Raw genomic sequence first — 16,398 nt, forward strand, 5'->3', positions numbered from 1 at the left:
ACCAAAGTTTATACAGCCTTTCGCCCCTTACAACACACTAATTGTGTTTGTAAGGCGTGGAAGGCTTTTTATATTGTTTTCGATTTAGAAAGGAGATTGTTTGTATGCTGTAAGATGTTCGAATTTTACAAATTTCAGACTGTCGTAGATAAAGCCATAACCAATTATGATAAAAAAGGAGCTAATTATAATGACTACTGCAACAAAAACAAGAACTATTAACGTATTTATCGCTGATCCACTAAGTGAGGATGGTATTTTCCCATTACGTCAGGAACAAGATTTAGATTTAAACATTATTGTAGACACAGGACTAGCACCAGAAGAATTAATCGCTAAAATTGCAGATGTAGATGTATTACTTGTTCGTTCTCAAACAACGGTAACACGTGAAGTAATTGAAGCAGCTAAAAGCTTAAAATTAATTGGTCGTGCGGGTGTTGGTGTCGATAATATTGACCTTGCTGCTGCTACAGAACATGGCATTATCGTGGTAAACGCACCAGATGGTAATACAAACTCAGCTGCTGAACATACAATTGCGATGATGACTTCACTTGCCCGTCATATTCCACAAGCTTTTAATACATTAAAAAATGGCAAATGGGATCGCAAATCTTATGTTGGCGTGGAGCTAAAAAATAAAACTTTAGGTGTTGTAGGTTTTGGTCGAATCGGTGTTGAAGTAGCTTATCGTGCAAAAGGTCAACGTATGAATGTTATGGCATACGACCCATTCCTAACAGATGAACGTGCTAAAGAATTAGGTGTAACAAAAGCAACAGTTGAAGAAATTTGTGTAGCTGCTGATTTCATTACAGTTCATACACCACTTCTACCTGAAACTCGCAACCTTATTAATAAAGATAAATTTGCGATGATGAAAGATGGCGTACGTATTATTAACTGTGCACGTGGCGGTATCATCAATGAAGACGATTTATACGATGCAATCGTAGCAGGAAAAGTGGCTGGAGCTGCTCTTGACGTATTTGTTTCTGAACCAGCAACAGATCATAAGCTACTAACTTTACCACAAGTTATCGCAACGCCTCACTTAGGAGCATCTACAATCGAGGCACAAGAATCTGTAGCTGTTGACGTATCAAATGACATCATTAAATTTTACAAAACAGGTACTGTAACAAATCCAGTAAACATGCCATCAATACCTAAAGAGCTTCTTGCACAAGTTGAGCCTTTCTTTGAATTAGCTGAAAAACTTGGTTCATTCCTATCACAAGTGACAACTGAGCCAGTCAAAGAAATCAACCTATCTTATGCAGGTGAAGTAGCAAACTATGATGTTCGTCCATTAACTTCAAATGCGTTAAAAGGTTTACTGTCTAAAAATCACGGTAATCATGTCAATGATGTGAATGCTCGTTACTTATCTGAACGTATTGGTATGAAAATTAATGAGCACAAAACAACAACAGCAAAAGGCTTTACAAGCTTAATTACTATTGAAATTACTACTGCTAACGAAACACATACGGTAGCGGGTACACTATTAAACGGTTTAGGTGCACGCATTGTAAAAGTAGAGGACTATGTTGTAGACGTCATTCCACAAGGCCACCTTCTTTACATTAAAAATACTGACAAACCAGGTGCAATTGGTCGTGTAGCAACAAAGCTTGCAGAAAAAGAAATTAATATCGCAACAATGCAGGTAGGTCGTGCACAGGTTGGTGGTACAGCGGTTATGATGTTAACGGTTGATAATGTTGTAACAGAAGAAGATTTAGTTTTTGTGGCACAGCTTGAAAACATTGATGAGGTAAAAGCCATTAACCTATAATTAATAACAGCAAGAAGCAGGGGGTCTCTACTCTCTGCTTTTTATTTTGGGAAAATGATACTTTTCTGTGGGTTCTTCGTCTTTAAAGAAAAGGAGGTGCACAGCTTGAACATAGAAGAAATATTTTACTTACATAATCACACCATTTTTAAATACTTATATTACTTACTAAATGACGAAAAATTAGCGGAGGATTATACACAGGAAACCTTTGTCCGTTATTTGAAACATCATCAAACAATAAAAGAAGGGGCTGATCTTGCTTGGTTACGGTGCACTGCGCGTAACCTTGCCTATGATCATTATCGTCGAAAAAGGATCATTCAGTTTGTTCCTTTTTTACAACAACATGAAGAACAAGTATCACCTTCTCCTCATCAATGGCTGATGCAACGAGAAGATGCCAAAATACTGTATCTTGCAATTAGAAAACTAAAAATTACCTATCGTGATGTGATTATTCTGCGCAAAATAGAGGGACTATCCATCGAGGAAACCTCCAATATTCTTGGCTGGAATGAGGGGAAAGTAAAAAACACATTAAAACGAGCACTCGTCGCATTAAAAAAACAGCTAGGAGGTGAGATGGATGAAGAATGATAAGAAGACATGGCAACACTTAGATGATTTAACGTTATCTGATCAGCAGGAAAAAGTAATATTACGCAATATGACAGAGCCTTCAGTAATTAATAAACAACTATCAAAAAATAAATGGAAAATCCCTTCTGTAACATTGCTTTTTATAGTAGTTCTTTCTTTTTTAGTTTTATCTTTTGTTCAACGTCCTAGTGATTCTCCTACGACAATGGATTCCTCCAAAGCCATCCAACGAGTCTACTTAAAGGAGAATCTGAACAAGGAAACCTTTATAGCAAAGGATTCTTGCCTTTATGTTCCTCAGCAATGCTATGCTCATTCAAAGGCTATTACACAGCTACAACAAAATTGGGACAACGCTTCTCCTATAACAATATCCGCTAGTCAATGGAAAAGTGGTACTAGCTATGATATTTTAATTCTCTATAATGACCATACACAAGAGAAATGGAAGGTACTCAATAACAAGATTTTCTTCAATGTTGAAACCCAGCAAGCCTTTCTGATTGAAGAATCAATTGACTCTTTACGCTATTTTTATGATGAGAAGCGGTCGACGAAACTGATTTTAGGGAACATTTTCATCCTACTTATGCATTTCATCCTATGGATTGCTAAAAAAAGAATGCCTTATACAGAACGTCGCTTTTTCGCTGCGACAGTTGAGCATGCCATTGCCAATGCCATCATGCTCGTATTGTTTGGAGGTATTTCATTTGGTATCTATCTTGTACAGCATACTATTCATGCAACAATTATTTATGGCCTTTTTTCACTCTACTCCTTTATGCAAATCTATTATCGTAAAAAGGCTGGCGAACCTCAGGGTTACTTAATTGCTAGCGCTCTTGTTCAGCTTTGTATAGCGGTAGCTTTTACATGTTTATACCTTGGACTGAATGTCTATTTTTAATAAAAAAATGTACTGTCTCCATGAAGGATCAGTACATTTTTTATACTATAGCTTATTTACAAGCTCCAACAACGCTGTCAAAGAGTCCACCTCATAGGTAGGTGTCACAGCCCCGTTGGCGATATTGCTTTCACGATTAATCCATACATTGCGCATTCCCACACGAGATGAACCCAAAATATCAGTATTAAGATTGTCGCCAACCATAATTGCCTCGTCCGCTGTAATACCTGCTTTTTCCATCACATACTCAAAAATAGATGCGTCCGGCTTACCTTTACCAAAGTCACCTGAAATAATAATATGATCAAAATATGGGGCAATTTCTGGTGTGATTTCTAGCTTTAAATTTTGCAAACTTGGTGCGCCATTTGTAAGCAATACAAGCTGATATTTTCCTTTTAATTCGTCTAACACTGCAAAAGTATCTTCGTATAAAAATGGCGCTACTTTACGCTCGGCTACAAAGCGCTCTCCCAGTTCCTCTCCAAACGCTGTATCTTCAATACCTAGAGCAGCTAACCCTTTTGTCCAAGCCGCTGCACGATAGCTAGGCACAATTTCTTTCATTTTTTGGAAGGAATCCGTCGAGTCGTCAAACGTTCCCCATAGACCTTCAAATGGATTGATACCAATTAATACCGTATAATCATATGTTTCATAACTCTCATATAAAGCACGTGCCTCTCGGCGAACAGCTTCCTCTAGCTCAGCAGGATTCACATTATGTACTGTTGCTGCATAGTCACATGTTTTTTCAAATGCAGTTTTGACTGATTTTTTATCCCATAGTAGTGTATCATCTAAATCAAAAATAATTGTATTTATCGACATTTTTGTCCGCTCCTAGCTCCTGAATAGTACTACTATTTTAGCATATTTTCAAAATATTTAGGATAACTAATTACGTACAATTCCTCTATCTAAAAACAAGCTGTGTGTCACTTTATCACAGCTTGTCATCTATTAATTATTTTTATTTCGTAAACGATTCATTAAACTATGAAGGTCTGATCTTTTTTGTAGTGTTTCTTCTTGTAAAATTTCTATATGGTAAATACCATCTTTTTCTTCTATCTGAACACGATCACCTACTTGCACAGGCTTGTTCATGGCTGACTGTGAAATAATGAGTTGTTCCTCTTCTGCTGGAAACTTTAAAAAAACCGCATAGCCATCTTCAATACGATCCAATGTGTATTTACTCAAGCTCACTTACAAGTTCCCCTTTCTCATTGCGTAATTGCGCAGCATCTCCATCATTTAACCAAATTTGTTTAGTTGTCCATTTCAAATAATTTTGCCCTTCCCGCGCATTGGTTCCACTAGTAATATAAATCGTTTTCCCTGGCTGTAAAGAAAGATTAGGGAAATTATAAACTTGATGCCCTTCAATTGAAATAAGCTGCCAATCTTTTAAAGATACTGCGTGTTGTCCACTATTTTTAATTCCTACAGTTTCAGTAACTAGATCCTTGCTAACGATTTCAATAGCTGTTGTCGGTTCTTCACCTTTAGATCGTATATTACCAGTTCCTACACTAGAAGTTTCCTTACCGTTCACCGTATAGTTTACCCCATCTGTTGACACCGTAATCGTTCCTAAATCCGCGGTGGCATAGATTTTACTACCAATAGCCTGCAAACGATCCATTACTTCTGCATGTGGATGTCCATACTTATTATCCTCTCCATAACTTAATATCGCGACCTCTGGTTTTACAGCCTGAACGAACTCATCTGAGCTACTTGTGTTAGAGCCATGATGTCCTGCTTTTAAAACTGTTGCTTTCACATCATACTGCAACATTTCCTTTTCTAATGCCACTCCGGCATCTCCTGTCAATAAAAAAGAGACATTCCCATAAGTCATTTTTAAGACAATGGAGGCATCGTTATTATCTGTAGCCTGATCATTGGCATTTAAAACTTTCACATTTACATCCTTATCAAATTCGATATCATCACCGATTTTCGGCACATGATAAGGAATATTTTTTTCATCGATTTGTGTCAGCATCTCCTCAAAGGTTTGCGATGTATGTACTTTTCCCGAATCATAAAATTGCTCAGTCGTCATGTTATCTAATACAGGAATAAGTCCTCCAATATGATCAGCATCTGGGTGTGTTGCTACTACAATATCAAGCTTATTTATCCCAAGTTCATTTAAATAAGAGACAATCTGTTGCCCTGCGCCCTTCACTCCCCCATCTATAAGCATCGTTTTACCACTTGGTGATTCAATCAGTATAGAATCACCCTGCCCTACATCAATAAAATGAACATGCATTTCATGACCAGCTGTTACAGGAATTTTCTCTGTCTTGACTGCCTCGGTACAGCCAGCTAATAAAAAAATACAAAGGAGTAATACCATTATTTTTTTCATCTACTAACTTCCTTTCTATTTTCCTATTATACAAAAAGAGAGCTAGCCATGGGCTGCTCTCCTTTTACTTTAAACAAATATCCACCATAAAATCATCGTAATAATAATGGTCACAAGCCCTTGGAGTAATGTGGCCACCGTTTGGGCTTTATAGGCTTGTGTTACTTCCATACCACTATACTGCGTAATCACCCAAAAGAAGCTATCATTCACATGGCTAACTGTCATTGCTCCTGCACCTATTGCCATCACCACTAATGCTAATGGTACCGCTCCATCAATTCCCAACGTCACAAGCATTGGGGCTACTAAAGTTGAGGTAATCACAAGAGCTGTTGTGGAAGAACCTTGAGCTGTTTTCAACGCGGCTGCTACTATAAACGGCACAAGAAGGAATAATGTACCTGAGGCAAACATACCTAAATCCATCTCCTGAAGCATTTCTCCAACACCAGCATTTTTTATAACAGTTCCGAACGAACCACCTGCCCCTGTTATAAGTAAAATTGGTGCTGCTTCTTTTAGACTTTCGCCAATCCAACCTGTTAATGTCGTTTCATTGATTTCAGGTAATAATAAAAAGGCTGCTGCTACACCTAAAAATAGTGCCACTGTTGGAGAACCTAAGAATTTAAAGATGGTATTGACAGTCGATTCCGTATCACCAACTAATGCTGCTATAGAACCCAAACCAATTAACACAATCGGCAGAACGATTGGTAAAAATGCTTTAAATGTTGAGGGCATTTTACCAAAGGATTTAATGACTTCCTCATAATCTAATGCCTCTACTTGATCTTCAGGAACGCGAATTTTTGTCGCCACTTTTACTGACCATAGATAGCCTACGAATGTCGCTGGTATTGCAACTAGTAAACCAATGACAATGACTGTTCCTATATAATCTGCTGCGCCAATATTTCCTGCCGCTGCAATAGGCCCTGGAGTTGGTGGTACTAATACATGCGTCGCAAATAACCCAGTTGCTAAAGCTACTGCCATAGATGCAATCGTGACATTCGCTCGCTTTGCCAATGATTTTTGCAAGCTAGATAAAATAATAAAGCCTGAATCACAGAATACTGGTATGGATACGATATAGCCAATTAAAGACATCGCTAATTGCGGACGTTTAGGTCCTACAATTCTTAACACTACTTCTGCCATTCGATAAGCAGCACCTGATTTTTCTAATATTAAGCCTATAATAGTACCAGCAATAATAACTAAACCAATACTTGTCATTAAGCCTCCAAATCCAGTATTAATGCTTTCCACTACTGTCAATAATGGCATACCTGAAGCAATTCCAACGAAGAAAGCGCTGATTAGTAAAGCTAAAAACGGATGAAGCTTTAACTTAGCCGTCCCTAAGACAACAAATAATACCCCTATTAATATAATAATGAACAACATCTAGTCATCCCCCTTTTGTAAGTAACGCTCTATTATTCTTCTTGTTTTTAACCGAATAAAGTGAGCAGGTTCTTGCATTGCCTGCTGCACACCAATCTCCTCATCTACCAATGACTCAACAACTGTAAAATACGCTTGTAATGCTGCATTTGCCTTTGTATCAATTCCTCCAGACAGCAGCATCGCCTCTACATTCGCTTGCTTTGCAGCCCTTGCTACACCTAATGGTGCCTTACCATGTAATGTTTGGAGATCCGATTTTCCTTCACCCGTTATCACTAACTGCGCTTCTGCTAAATGAGCCTGAAGCTGTACAGCGTCCAGCACAAGATCAATTCCTGCATGGAAGGTTCCTTTTAAAAAAGCGATTAATGCGCCCCCCATTCCCCCAGCGGCTCCCGCACCTTTATAATCATGTAATCGTATAGTAAATTGAGCTTCAACAATATCTGCAAAATGCTTTAAACAACGATCAAATTCAGCGACCTGGTGTTTTTGAACACCCTTTTGTGGACCAAAGATGGCAGTGGCTCCTCGTTCACCAATAAGCGGATTATCCACATCACAGGCAATCGTAAATGTTGCTTCTGCTAATCTAGTATCTAGTAGACTCATATCTATGACATCTAATTCCATAAGGTTAGAAACACCAGCCTCAAGTTCCAACCCTTCCGCTGTTAATAATCGCACACCTAATGCTTGTAACATACCAGTACCCGCATCATTTGTAGCACTTCCACCAATGCCAATAATAAATTTTCTAAAACCTTGATCAAGTGCGGCTTTAATTAATTGTCCTGTGCCATAAGATGTAGCTAGTTCAGGATTTTTCTCATTTTCTTGTAACAGCATAATACCAGATGCTTGAGCCATCTCTATTACACAGGTTACTTGATCGCCCAGTACACCATATTGAGCCTGGATAGCTCTTCCCAATGGATCAAGCACAGTTGCTGAGCAATATCGACCATCTGTAGAGGTAATAAGTGATTGCAGTGTACCTTCACCACCATCTGCCACTGGTAGTATAATTGTTTCAATTGAATGATCCACATCTAAGATTCCTTTTTGCATTGCCTTTGCTACTTCGACTGCTGACAGAGTACCCTTGTAGGAATCTGGACTAATTATAACTTTCATGTTATACCTCCACTTATGTCCTCCATTGACATTTACGTAAATTTTCATATCCCTAAGTTAAGCGCTTACAATTATTATAATGACAATAAATTCAGAAAACATTATAATAGGTGTACAATTTATCTGTCATATAACAGGCTGTTTTTTATGCGAGGTGTATAAACATGTTGACAAAAAAGTTAGCAGAAGACATCGTCCATCAAACGATGTTGCGCTTGCGTCACAATATTAATGTTATCAGTCCAAGTGGAGTCATTTTAGCTTCCGGAGATAAAATGAGGGTGGAAAATATTCATGAAGGTGCATTATATGTAGCACAGACAAAAGAGACTTTAATTATAAATGAGGAAAATATAGCACTTTATCCAAACACAAAACCAGGCATCAATATGCCGATTATGTATCAAGATGAGGTTGTAGGTATTATAGGTATTACAGGAGATTCAGAGGATATGCTTGAAATTGCTAATCTCGTTCAACTCACAACAGAGATTATGGCCCATCAAGCGATTGTTGAATCTAAAAGTGAATGGCAACGAAAGAATAACGATTACATATTTGAAGCACTCGTTCATGGAAGTAAGCTAGACGGTGCCTTAAATGAACGGATTCAGAAATTACCATTTGCTCTATTGGGCCCTTTTCAGGTGATTTTAGTGAGCTTAAATGAAGCATCCTACGCAGAAAATACAATACCCTTCTTTTTTGAGGATCTATTTTACAAACAGCCTATTCTTGCTGGTCATAGCCAATTACAGGAATACTATATCCTACTAACAAATTATGGGGAGAAAAATTGCCGTCCTATTATAAAAGCACTGCGTAAGCAGAAGCAGAAACTTCCCTCCCTTCAAATTGGTGTAGGGCCTGTGGTACAGCATTTATCTCAGCTTCCCTATAGCTACCAAGGTGCCAGAACAGCTCTAAAATTTGCTGCCATCCATAATGAATTGACTTTTTTTGAAGATGTCGAGTTATTTTCCCTTTTTAAACCTCGTGAATCAGAGGAGGTACAAGCATTTCACTGTCGTATACTAAAAAATTTAGACACTAAACAATTGGAAACATTACAATCGTTTTTTGACTGTAATTTACAGCTAAAGCATTGTGCTCAGCAATTGAATATTCATCGACATACACTTACTTATCGTTTAAATAAAATAAGGGAATTAACAGGCTATGATCCGCAATACTTTGAGGATGCTGTTCTGCTAAAAATGGCCTGTACATTGCGAACACTACAAACAATGAAGGCAATCTGAACATAGCAGATTGCCTTTATCATTAAGCCTTATATAATTCATTTAAAAATTCAATTTTCTTCCCAATAGCCTCTTCAAAGGTCATGATATAGGCAGCAGGATCTTTCGGATTATGGAATTGTGTAATTCTCCCTGTTTCGGGATGAACAAATTTTGAGGATGCCCCACAGCCAATTCCTAAGATTGTCTGCACTTCTTCCATAATCACGATATTATAAATACTTTCTTCTCCCGCTTTACTATAGCCGACATTTTCTAAATTACCTAAAATATTTTTCTGACGATATAAATAGTATGGAACATAATCATTTTCTTTTGTCCAAATTTGTGCCATTTCCATCATTTCAGCTACCGTATCACGGTCGGCTACTTTGTATTTATCCTTATTACGTGTCATCTCTGACGCACGTTTAAAGGATAGCGTATGAACAGTTAAAGACTCTGGCTGCATCTTTGCCGATTCCTCTAATGAATGTTGGAATTCCTCAATCCCTTCATTGGGTAGCCCAATGATAAGATCCATATTGATATTGTTCATACCTGATTCTCTTGCAAGCCAAAACTTATCAATTGTTTCCTGGACTGTGTGATGACGACCAATTGCTTTTAATGTTTCATCAGTATAAGATTGTGGATTTACACTAATACGATCAATACCCCATTTTTTTAGTACTTCTAATTTTTCTGGTGTGATGGTATCAGGTCTTCCTGCTTCAACTGTCACCTCTCGAATTGTTTCAGGGTTAGGAAATGATTCATACATCGTTTGATATAAGGCATCCATTTCATCGGCCTCAATTGAAGTCGGTGTACCACCACCCCAATAAATGGAGGTGATTTTCATATTATTGTCCTTCAGCCATTTGCCCATTTCACGCAATTCAATATGCAAGCCATCTAAAAAAGTCGTAACACGTCCCTGCTTACGATTGCTACCAATCGCATAGGCTGGGAAAGTGCAATATGCACATTTGGTAGGGCAGAATGGAATACCAATATAAACACTGATTTCTTGTCCAATCGCATCAAGATCAGGAATGGTCACTAGTTGTCGGTCCACAATTTCCTTTAATAGTCCAACTTTCTCCTTTGATAAGCGGAAATCTCGAATTAATAGATCAGCAATTTCTTGCTCACTCTTACCTTCTTTTCTAAATTTATGATACAGCTTTGTCGGGCGTACACCCGTTAAAATCCCCCATTGTTGATGCACCCCAGTATGCTGTTCAAGAACATCTAAAAATACATGTGACAATGCACGTTTTATACGAATATTTAGCTCACGATCTGTTGCTGGGGATTCATATTGAATACGATACTCATTCGTGTATTGCTTACCATCTACAATCAAATTTGCTTTTGTAGAAACGGAAAAATCATCTCCAGTCTGATAGTCAAATGAAGCAGACATGTCTGCTCCCATTGGTTCAACTTTCAGCTTGGAATCCTCAAAAAATAAATTCGCAATATGATTTAATACGCGAATCCAATCTTCAGGATATTTTTGATCTATATGAATAATTTTCATTTCGTTTCGCTCTCTTCTTTTATATATTGCAAATTTAAGTTTAACAAATTTCTATGACTATAAGCAAAATAACAATTAGAATCTATAAAATAACAGAATATTCAGTTTAAATATAGACAAACTATTTTTTTGTCATTATAATTTTCAGAAAAGGTGGTGTCGAGAATGTTTATTTTAAAAAATGACAATTATAAACCTGTTTCGAGCTTTATTCCTCAAGTAGAAGTAGCATTCCACCATTTTGATTTAGAGCGCTGTGATGAAAAAACATTATATGTCACGGTAAAACTTAAATACGGCACACATAAAGTACTTTGTGATCTTATTTATATTATTGACCAACAAGAAATCTATGGCGCTATTTCAATTAACAAGCATTATGAAAAGACAAGGGTATTTATTCAACACCATTTTCAGCAATTTTTATTGTATTCAGATGAAATGGTATTAGCTAAAAACTTTATGAGTACAAAACCCTTTAAACAATGTCTCCAACAATTTGCGAAAAAATATCCAGCCTTTATTTCCTCAAAGAACCATTACACTCTAGCAATGGCTGAGTAACCACAAATAAAAATAGTATGCCAAGCATTGTTGGCATACTATTATCTTAATCATTTTAAATATTCATCCACAAATTCAACAGGTACATATGTCTTTGTTTCTTTTAAGGTCGGTGCGACTGTTAGTGTACGTAATGCCTTATTATAGCCAAATGTCTTTTCACCGCGAGTAATTGTGTAAGACATATTCCCTTTTGAAAGGATTGCCCCCTTGCCTGTAGAATCCACTTTGAAGCCAAGCTTTTCAGCGATCACACGTAATGGCACCATTTTTGTACCAGCTACTTCGTAAGAATCGGATGCAATAATATTATCAATTTCTTCAAGTATTGGATTCTTAGTAGTGGAGGAATCATCGTCCAGTACAATTACTTTAGATGGTGTTGTTTGAGCTGGAATACTTTTAGTAGAGGCTGTATAGAAAACAACTAGATGCTTCTCTGCTAAATCTTTAGCGTCTACCTTTACACCTTTTTCATTGAGTAGCACTGTTTCTTTCGCAATATTTAATTTTAAAATATCATACGTATTAGTTAAATCTTCCAAGAAATAATCCACTTCTACAAAACCAACCTCTTCTGTTTCAACGATGACAACCTCTGGATCGAATTGTGGTGGATAAATATATTTTTGCGGTTTGTTAGCAAATGTATAAGCTAATACTCTATCTCCCTTTTGAAGCTCCACTTTCTTCCCAGTATTGTCGAACACGAGCGTATCTTTAGTAATTTCTAATACATTTGTTTGCTCGCCTTCTTTTACTGTGTAATATGTAATATTTTCCCCAACACGAACATCTTCCACAGTACCACGAGTATCATTAAAAATGTGTACGGGATCAATTTGTATTTGTGGTACCTCTGCTTCTGTAGATTGCTGCTCATTTGCTGAAGCTACCGGTACAAGGGCACTTCCAAATAATAATGCAGACATAGCTGCAGGTGCTATTTTTTTCATGTTCATAAAATCTCTCCTTATTGTTTGGATTCATAGTAGTAGTAGTTTTAAAATGGGAAAAGTTTCAGTGCAAACAGAGGATTTTATGAGAAAGAGGTGGCAGTAGATACTGCCACCTCTTATTCCTAGTCTTTAACAATCTCACTCAAACCAGTAATATCGATGCCATTTAAAGCTTGAGTAGCAAGGCGGTCCGCTTCCGAATTATCCTTACGTGAAACAAGCTGGTATTCAGCTTGAATGTGAAGTTGCTCAAGCTTAGCATCAATTTTATCTGCCCAGCTTGCAAGTTCTTTTTCCAATGCTGGCCATTCCCCATTCAGCTGATTGATGACCACTTGTGAATCTCCTATAATACGCACAGGCAAATGGTGGACATTTAAAAGTTCAAGCTCTACTAAGGCTAAATAAAGCGCTGCATACTCTGCCTCGTTATTTGATTTCAATTCAGATGAAAAGGCATTTCTTCTCAATCGTAAAGGTTTACCATTTTGTTCATAATAAATAACGCAGCCTAGTCCTGCTTGTCTTGTCCCACAATCAAAACCTCCATCAAAATAGACCGTAATATTATGAGGCTCTGTATCAATTTCCTTTAAATATGCTTTTAGCTCTTTAAGTGACCAATTTGTATCTTGCCGATCAATATAATGTAGGGATTTTACCCTTCCCGTTCTTTCCATATCCTCTGCAAGTAAAAGTGCTTGAGCTGCAGGCATTTCAGCTGAACGTAAAACTGTTGTTGCTCCTTTTGGTGTTTTATAGGTCCATTCAATGATGACATGCATATTCATAACCTCCAATACTCTTTAACTGGTCCATAAAGCAAAAACGTGTACCGACCAATAGCGGATACACGTTTTCCTCTTACTTGTTATATGTGCAATTCCTAGAAAAATTATTCCTTTTTAAATTGCGATTATCACCTTTTATTGAATTCCTTCATATAAACCTTGGATAGGTTTTATTAAAATGCGATTTACTTCTTCGATTACTTTACTTACCTTCATTTCTGCCTCAAGCATCGTTGAAATTTTTTCATTTTGCTGTGCTAGCTGTGCCGCTTTTTGTGCATAGACAAGCTCATCTTCCAAAATATCCTCACCAGCTAATTGCTTTTTCTGTAATTCGATTTGGATTTTACGGAAGTTTTTAAAGACATTTAATGCCTCTTCATCATTTTTAACAACTTCAACAGCAGCTTTTAACGCTTCAAATTCTGGAATCTTACGGAAAGTTGCTTCTAGCGCATTAATGTCATTATAAATATTAATCATTCATACAATCTCCTTTTAAATAAAGTAAACAATCAAGCCTTGCACAATCCCAATCAATCCACCAAGCACTGCACCTAATACAGTAATCATTTTAAACTCACGTTTTGAAATACCTAATACAAGCTCCTCTAACTTCTCTACTGGGAATGAGTCAACCTGCTCTCGCACAACCTCTTGTAAGTTTAAACGTTTTAGTACATCCTCAAGTTTTTCCTCTGCCTTCACAAAAGCCTTTTCTATAACTTGTGGAATCACGGTATACTTCGCCCAGTCATTTCCTTCTGGCCAATAATAAGAAATCGGTTGATTTAAACGTTCAGAGATTGCTAATTGTTCTTTCACGTACACTTGTAATTTCGATAAAATGGGGTCAAATTGAACATCTTGCAAAAAGTCCATAGCTGGTCGATCTTTGAGTTTTTCCCATTCCTGTGAAAATATTTTTGTTAGTAATGTTGTTGTTCCTGGTGCTTGTAAAAACTTCACAAGTTCACGTTGAACTTTCCCAACTAATGAAGAGGAATCACCTAAGAACATATTGATCATGCCGCCTAGAGACCCTTTTGATGATAAAAAGTCATCAATCATTGCCTTAATCGTCATTTCACCTTCTGGTGATAAAAAATAATCCTCGCCTTTTTCTAAAATATGCTGAACTGCTACTGGAATTTTAGCATCAATTGTATTTTGGATATCGTCTGATAGCAGCGTACGAATTGATTTTGTTGATAGTGTATTCTTTACCGACGAAAATTGTCCCTCAACAATTGCTTCAACCTTCTGTTCAATGGTAGTAGGTAAATGCGAAAACCCAGCTAAGTTTAGCCAATCCTGAATTGTTTTGTCGTTTGTAAAGATTGTTTCTTCAACTTTTGTTTGCACAAAGTGTTCTACTTTGTCTTGAATATCCTTAGAGAAAAACTTTTTTCTAAATGTTTCAGGCGTTAGTAAATAATTTACTACAGTAAGGCCCAGCTGTTTCGCTAATTCATCACGGCGTTTGGGTATAAGGCCTGGTGTAAACGGTACACGCCAATTTTTAATATATATCGCTTTATATGGACGAAAAAGCATTTTAATGGCTAAGTGATTTGTAACGCCCCCAATTGCAGCCCCAATGATAGCCATAAAAAGTAATGCCACTATAAAATTATCCATTAGTATCCTCTCATTTCAATTGTATTCAAGATTGGCGTATTTTGTCGCCTTCTGCATTCATTATAGCAGAGCAATGATTTTCAACGAAAGAAATACCCCTTTAGAATTTCAATTTCATCCTACTTACTTCTATGAAAAGTGAATAGTTGCAAAAATACCGTTATACTTGAATAATATGACTACATACTATGAGAAGTGAGGTTTGATGATGATTCAACATTTCAGTTTTAAACCACTATTTGAAAACACGCAACTACCTGGGTGGGCTATTTCATTTTTTTATCAACGAGAACGATACCAAGCGGAGTATTTAAAGGACGGTACGATTGAGTGGATAGGAGCCATTCCATCAGACGAGGAGGTTGTTAAAAAAATGATACATGAGCTTATGCTGTTTCATGTATATGATTAAGTTGGATAGTCAATTTTTCGTTGTGATCCCGTATAAAAATACCTATATTTACTATTAATAACACGTCATTTAAGCTAATTATGTTGAATCCTGTTGAAATTTGTATATTTTTCTTATACATTTATGATATCAGCTTAATAGTAAATGTTTTTTATGCAGGGGGCCATTTCAATGAGTAAAGTCACACTTTCGGATGACTTAAATAGCTATAATTCAAAAGCATTAATTCGTGTAAAAGTAAAAGAATTTTTTTCAGAATTTTCCGCCAAAATATTCGAATTAGCGGATGAGGCGGGTGCTGTTAATAGTAAGAAGTTCGAGGAACTTTCTGGCTATAAAAGCGACTTTTACAATGAGTATTGCAGTCAACTAAAGGGCTTTTTTGATTCTTCTACTAGCTCTTTCGGCAAGAAATCGATTAAAACGTTCTATTTAACGTATAATAATAAGAACTATGTTTTAACACAACAAGGCATAACGGAAAAAGCACCTGTATCTATCGCACCGTTTACAGGTGAAATACCTTTAAAGGAAACGGTTCATGATGTTGAAAAAGCGTGTTTAAAATTACGCTTCCAGCAAGAATAAATAGGGCAAACAATTTAGAAAGGGGGAGTCTCAAATGATGATTGAGACTCCCCCTTTACTATAAAAAATAATTCATTTAAAAAAATCCGCAAGCTAAAGCACTCTTGAGATTTTTGACGTGTCGTATTATATGAGATGCAAAATGCTTCTTTCCCTAAACAAACTATCTTTGATCTTTCTAAAGTTAGCATATAGCCATGGTAATTACAATCTTTTGGTATTTGAATCTAGTTACATTTTTTCAAAAGATCCATGAAAAACAAGTGAAAAAGTTGTTGTCAATATTTGTGTTTTTCTTTTAAATAATTTATGATTGAAACATCCAACAATTTTTTAAATCATAGGAGGTGTACACTTTGTTTACTTCCCTCATTCGGGCGGGAACAAA

Annotated in this window: 17 protein-coding genes and 1 other annotated feature (1 of these 18 running past the window's edge); of the genes, 7 read left to right on the top strand and 10 right to left on the bottom strand. The window is 36.7% G+C overall.

Going from position 1 to position 16,398, the window contains the following annotated elements; all coding sequences use genetic code 11:
* Positions 1–31, top strand: a binding site (T-box leader) (it extends 211 nt beyond the left edge of the window).
* A 159-nt stretch (positions 32–190) separates the two neighbouring features.
* From serA to PSR12_RS19475, 3 genes are all read left to right on the top strand, one after another.
* Positions 191–1,804 carry a phosphoglycerate dehydrogenase gene (gene serA / locus PSR12_RS19465; RefSeq protein WP_009373435.1) on the top strand — a complete coding sequence of 538 codons (1,614 nt, stop codon included), beginning with the start codon at positions 191–193 and terminating at the stop codon, positions 1,802–1,804.
* 96 nt (positions 1,805–1,900) lie between these two features.
* Positions 1,901–2,404 carry an RNA polymerase sigma factor gene (locus PSR12_RS19470; RefSeq protein ID WP_225340465.1) on the top strand — a complete coding sequence of 168 codons (504 nt, stop codon included), beginning with the start codon at positions 1,901–1,903 and terminating at the stop codon, positions 2,402–2,404.
* On the top strand, positions 2,394–3,317 hold the full coding sequence (locus PSR12_RS19475; protein ID WP_274770187.1) for a hypothetical protein: 924 nt from the start codon (positions 2,394–2,396) through the stop codon (positions 3,315–3,317). Before PSR12_RS19470 ends, PSR12_RS19475 begins: the two co-directional genes overlap by 11 nt.
* 45 nt (positions 3,318–3,362) lie before the next feature.
* Here the strand turns inward: PSR12_RS19475 and PSR12_RS19480 are convergent, their stop codons facing one another.
* The 5 genes from PSR12_RS19480 to PSR12_RS19500 all read right to left on the bottom strand — a co-directional run bounded on the left by PSR12_RS19480 (position 3,363) and on the right by PSR12_RS19500 (position 8,265).
* Complete coding sequence (locus tag PSR12_RS19480; RefSeq protein WP_221681142.1) at positions 3,363–4,151, bottom strand: HAD family hydrolase; 789 nt, start codon at positions 4,149–4,151, stop codon at positions 3,363–3,365.
* A gap of 132 nt (positions 4,152–4,283) precedes the next feature.
* Positions 4,284–4,532 (bottom strand): DUF3006 domain-containing protein, encoded by a 249-nt coding sequence (locus tag PSR12_RS19485; protein WP_274770189.1) that lies wholly within the window; start codon positions 4,530–4,532, stop codon positions 4,284–4,286.
* Positions 4,519–5,709: an MBL fold metallo-hydrolase gene (locus tag PSR12_RS19490; protein ID WP_274770191.1), complete on the bottom strand. Its 1,191-nt coding sequence runs from the start codon at positions 5,707–5,709 to the stop codon at positions 4,519–4,521. The genes PSR12_RS19485 and PSR12_RS19490 overlap by 14 nt, the downstream gene beginning before the upstream one ends.
* 69 nt (positions 5,710–5,778) lie before the next feature.
* A complete protein-coding gene (locus PSR12_RS19495) occupies positions 5,779–7,125 on the bottom strand; it encodes a GntP family permease (protein WP_221681139.1) in 1,347 nt (448 codons plus the stop codon).
* On the bottom strand, positions 7,126–8,265 hold the full coding sequence (locus PSR12_RS19500) for a glycerate kinase (RefSeq protein ID WP_221681138.1): 1,140 nt from the start codon (positions 8,263–8,265) through the stop codon (positions 7,126–7,128). It lies immediately after the preceding gene.
* A gap of 164 nt (positions 8,266–8,429) precedes the next feature.
* Between PSR12_RS19500 and PSR12_RS19505 the strand changes: the two genes are divergently transcribed.
* Positions 8,430–9,527, top strand: a complete 1,098-nt coding sequence (locus PSR12_RS19505) for a CdaR family transcriptional regulator (protein ID WP_221681137.1) — start codon at positions 8,430–8,432, stop codon at positions 9,525–9,527.
* A 22-nt stretch (positions 9,528–9,549) separates the two neighbouring features.
* Here PSR12_RS19505 and PSR12_RS19510 read toward each other — a convergent pair whose 3' ends face one another.
* Entirely contained in the window at positions 9,550–11,055 is a 1,506-nt protein-coding gene (locus PSR12_RS19510; RefSeq protein WP_221681136.1) for a coproporphyrinogen III oxidase, read from the bottom strand.
* 165 nt (positions 11,056–11,220) lie between these two features.
* On the opposite strand from PSR12_RS19510, the gene PSR12_RS19515 reads away from it, so the two are divergent.
* Positions 11,221–11,619: a hypothetical protein gene (locus PSR12_RS19515; RefSeq protein WP_274770195.1), complete on the top strand. Its 399-nt coding sequence runs from the start codon at positions 11,221–11,223 to the stop codon at positions 11,617–11,619.
* Positions 11,620–11,669: 50 nt separating this feature from the next.
* Here the strand turns inward: PSR12_RS19515 and PSR12_RS19520 are convergent, their stop codons facing one another.
* The 4 genes from PSR12_RS19520 to PSR12_RS19535 all read right to left on the bottom strand — a co-directional run bounded on the left by PSR12_RS19520 (position 11,670) and on the right by PSR12_RS19535 (position 15,010).
* Positions 11,670–12,581 (bottom strand): copper amine oxidase N-terminal domain-containing protein, encoded by a 912-nt coding sequence (locus PSR12_RS19520; protein WP_257520530.1) that lies wholly within the window; start codon positions 12,579–12,581, stop codon positions 11,670–11,672.
* 119 nt (positions 12,582–12,700) lie between these two features.
* Positions 12,701–13,363 (bottom strand): ribonuclease H family protein, encoded by a 663-nt coding sequence (locus tag PSR12_RS19525; RefSeq protein WP_274770197.1) that lies wholly within the window; start codon positions 13,361–13,363, stop codon positions 12,701–12,703.
* A gap of 141 nt (positions 13,364–13,504) precedes the next feature.
* Positions 13,505–13,852, bottom strand: coding sequence for a YlbF family regulator (locus PSR12_RS19530; protein WP_004230811.1), 348 nt, complete (start codon positions 13,850–13,852; stop codon positions 13,505–13,507).
* Between the two features lie 15 nt (positions 13,853–13,867).
* Positions 13,868–15,010, bottom strand: a complete 1,143-nt coding sequence (locus tag PSR12_RS19535; RefSeq protein ID WP_221681131.1) for a DUF445 domain-containing protein — start codon at positions 15,008–15,010, stop codon at positions 13,868–13,870.
* A gap of 208 nt (positions 15,011–15,218) precedes the next feature.
* Between PSR12_RS19535 and PSR12_RS19540 the strand changes: the two genes are divergently transcribed.
* Positions 15,219–15,422 carry a YheE family protein gene (locus PSR12_RS19540; RefSeq protein WP_004230813.1) on the top strand — a complete coding sequence of 68 codons (204 nt, stop codon included), beginning with the start codon at positions 15,219–15,221 and terminating at the stop codon, positions 15,420–15,422.
* A 171-nt stretch (positions 15,423–15,593) separates the two neighbouring features.
* Positions 15,594–16,010, top strand: a complete 417-nt coding sequence (locus PSR12_RS19545) for a hypothetical protein (protein ID WP_221681127.1) — start codon at positions 15,594–15,596, stop codon at positions 16,008–16,010.
* Positions 16,011–16,398: the final 388 nt, after the last annotated feature.

This window comes from Lysinibacillus sp. G01H (assembly GCF_028872195.1).
GTDB classification, from domain to species: Bacteria; Bacillota; Bacilli; order Bacillales_A; family Planococcaceae; genus Lysinibacillus; species Lysinibacillus capsici.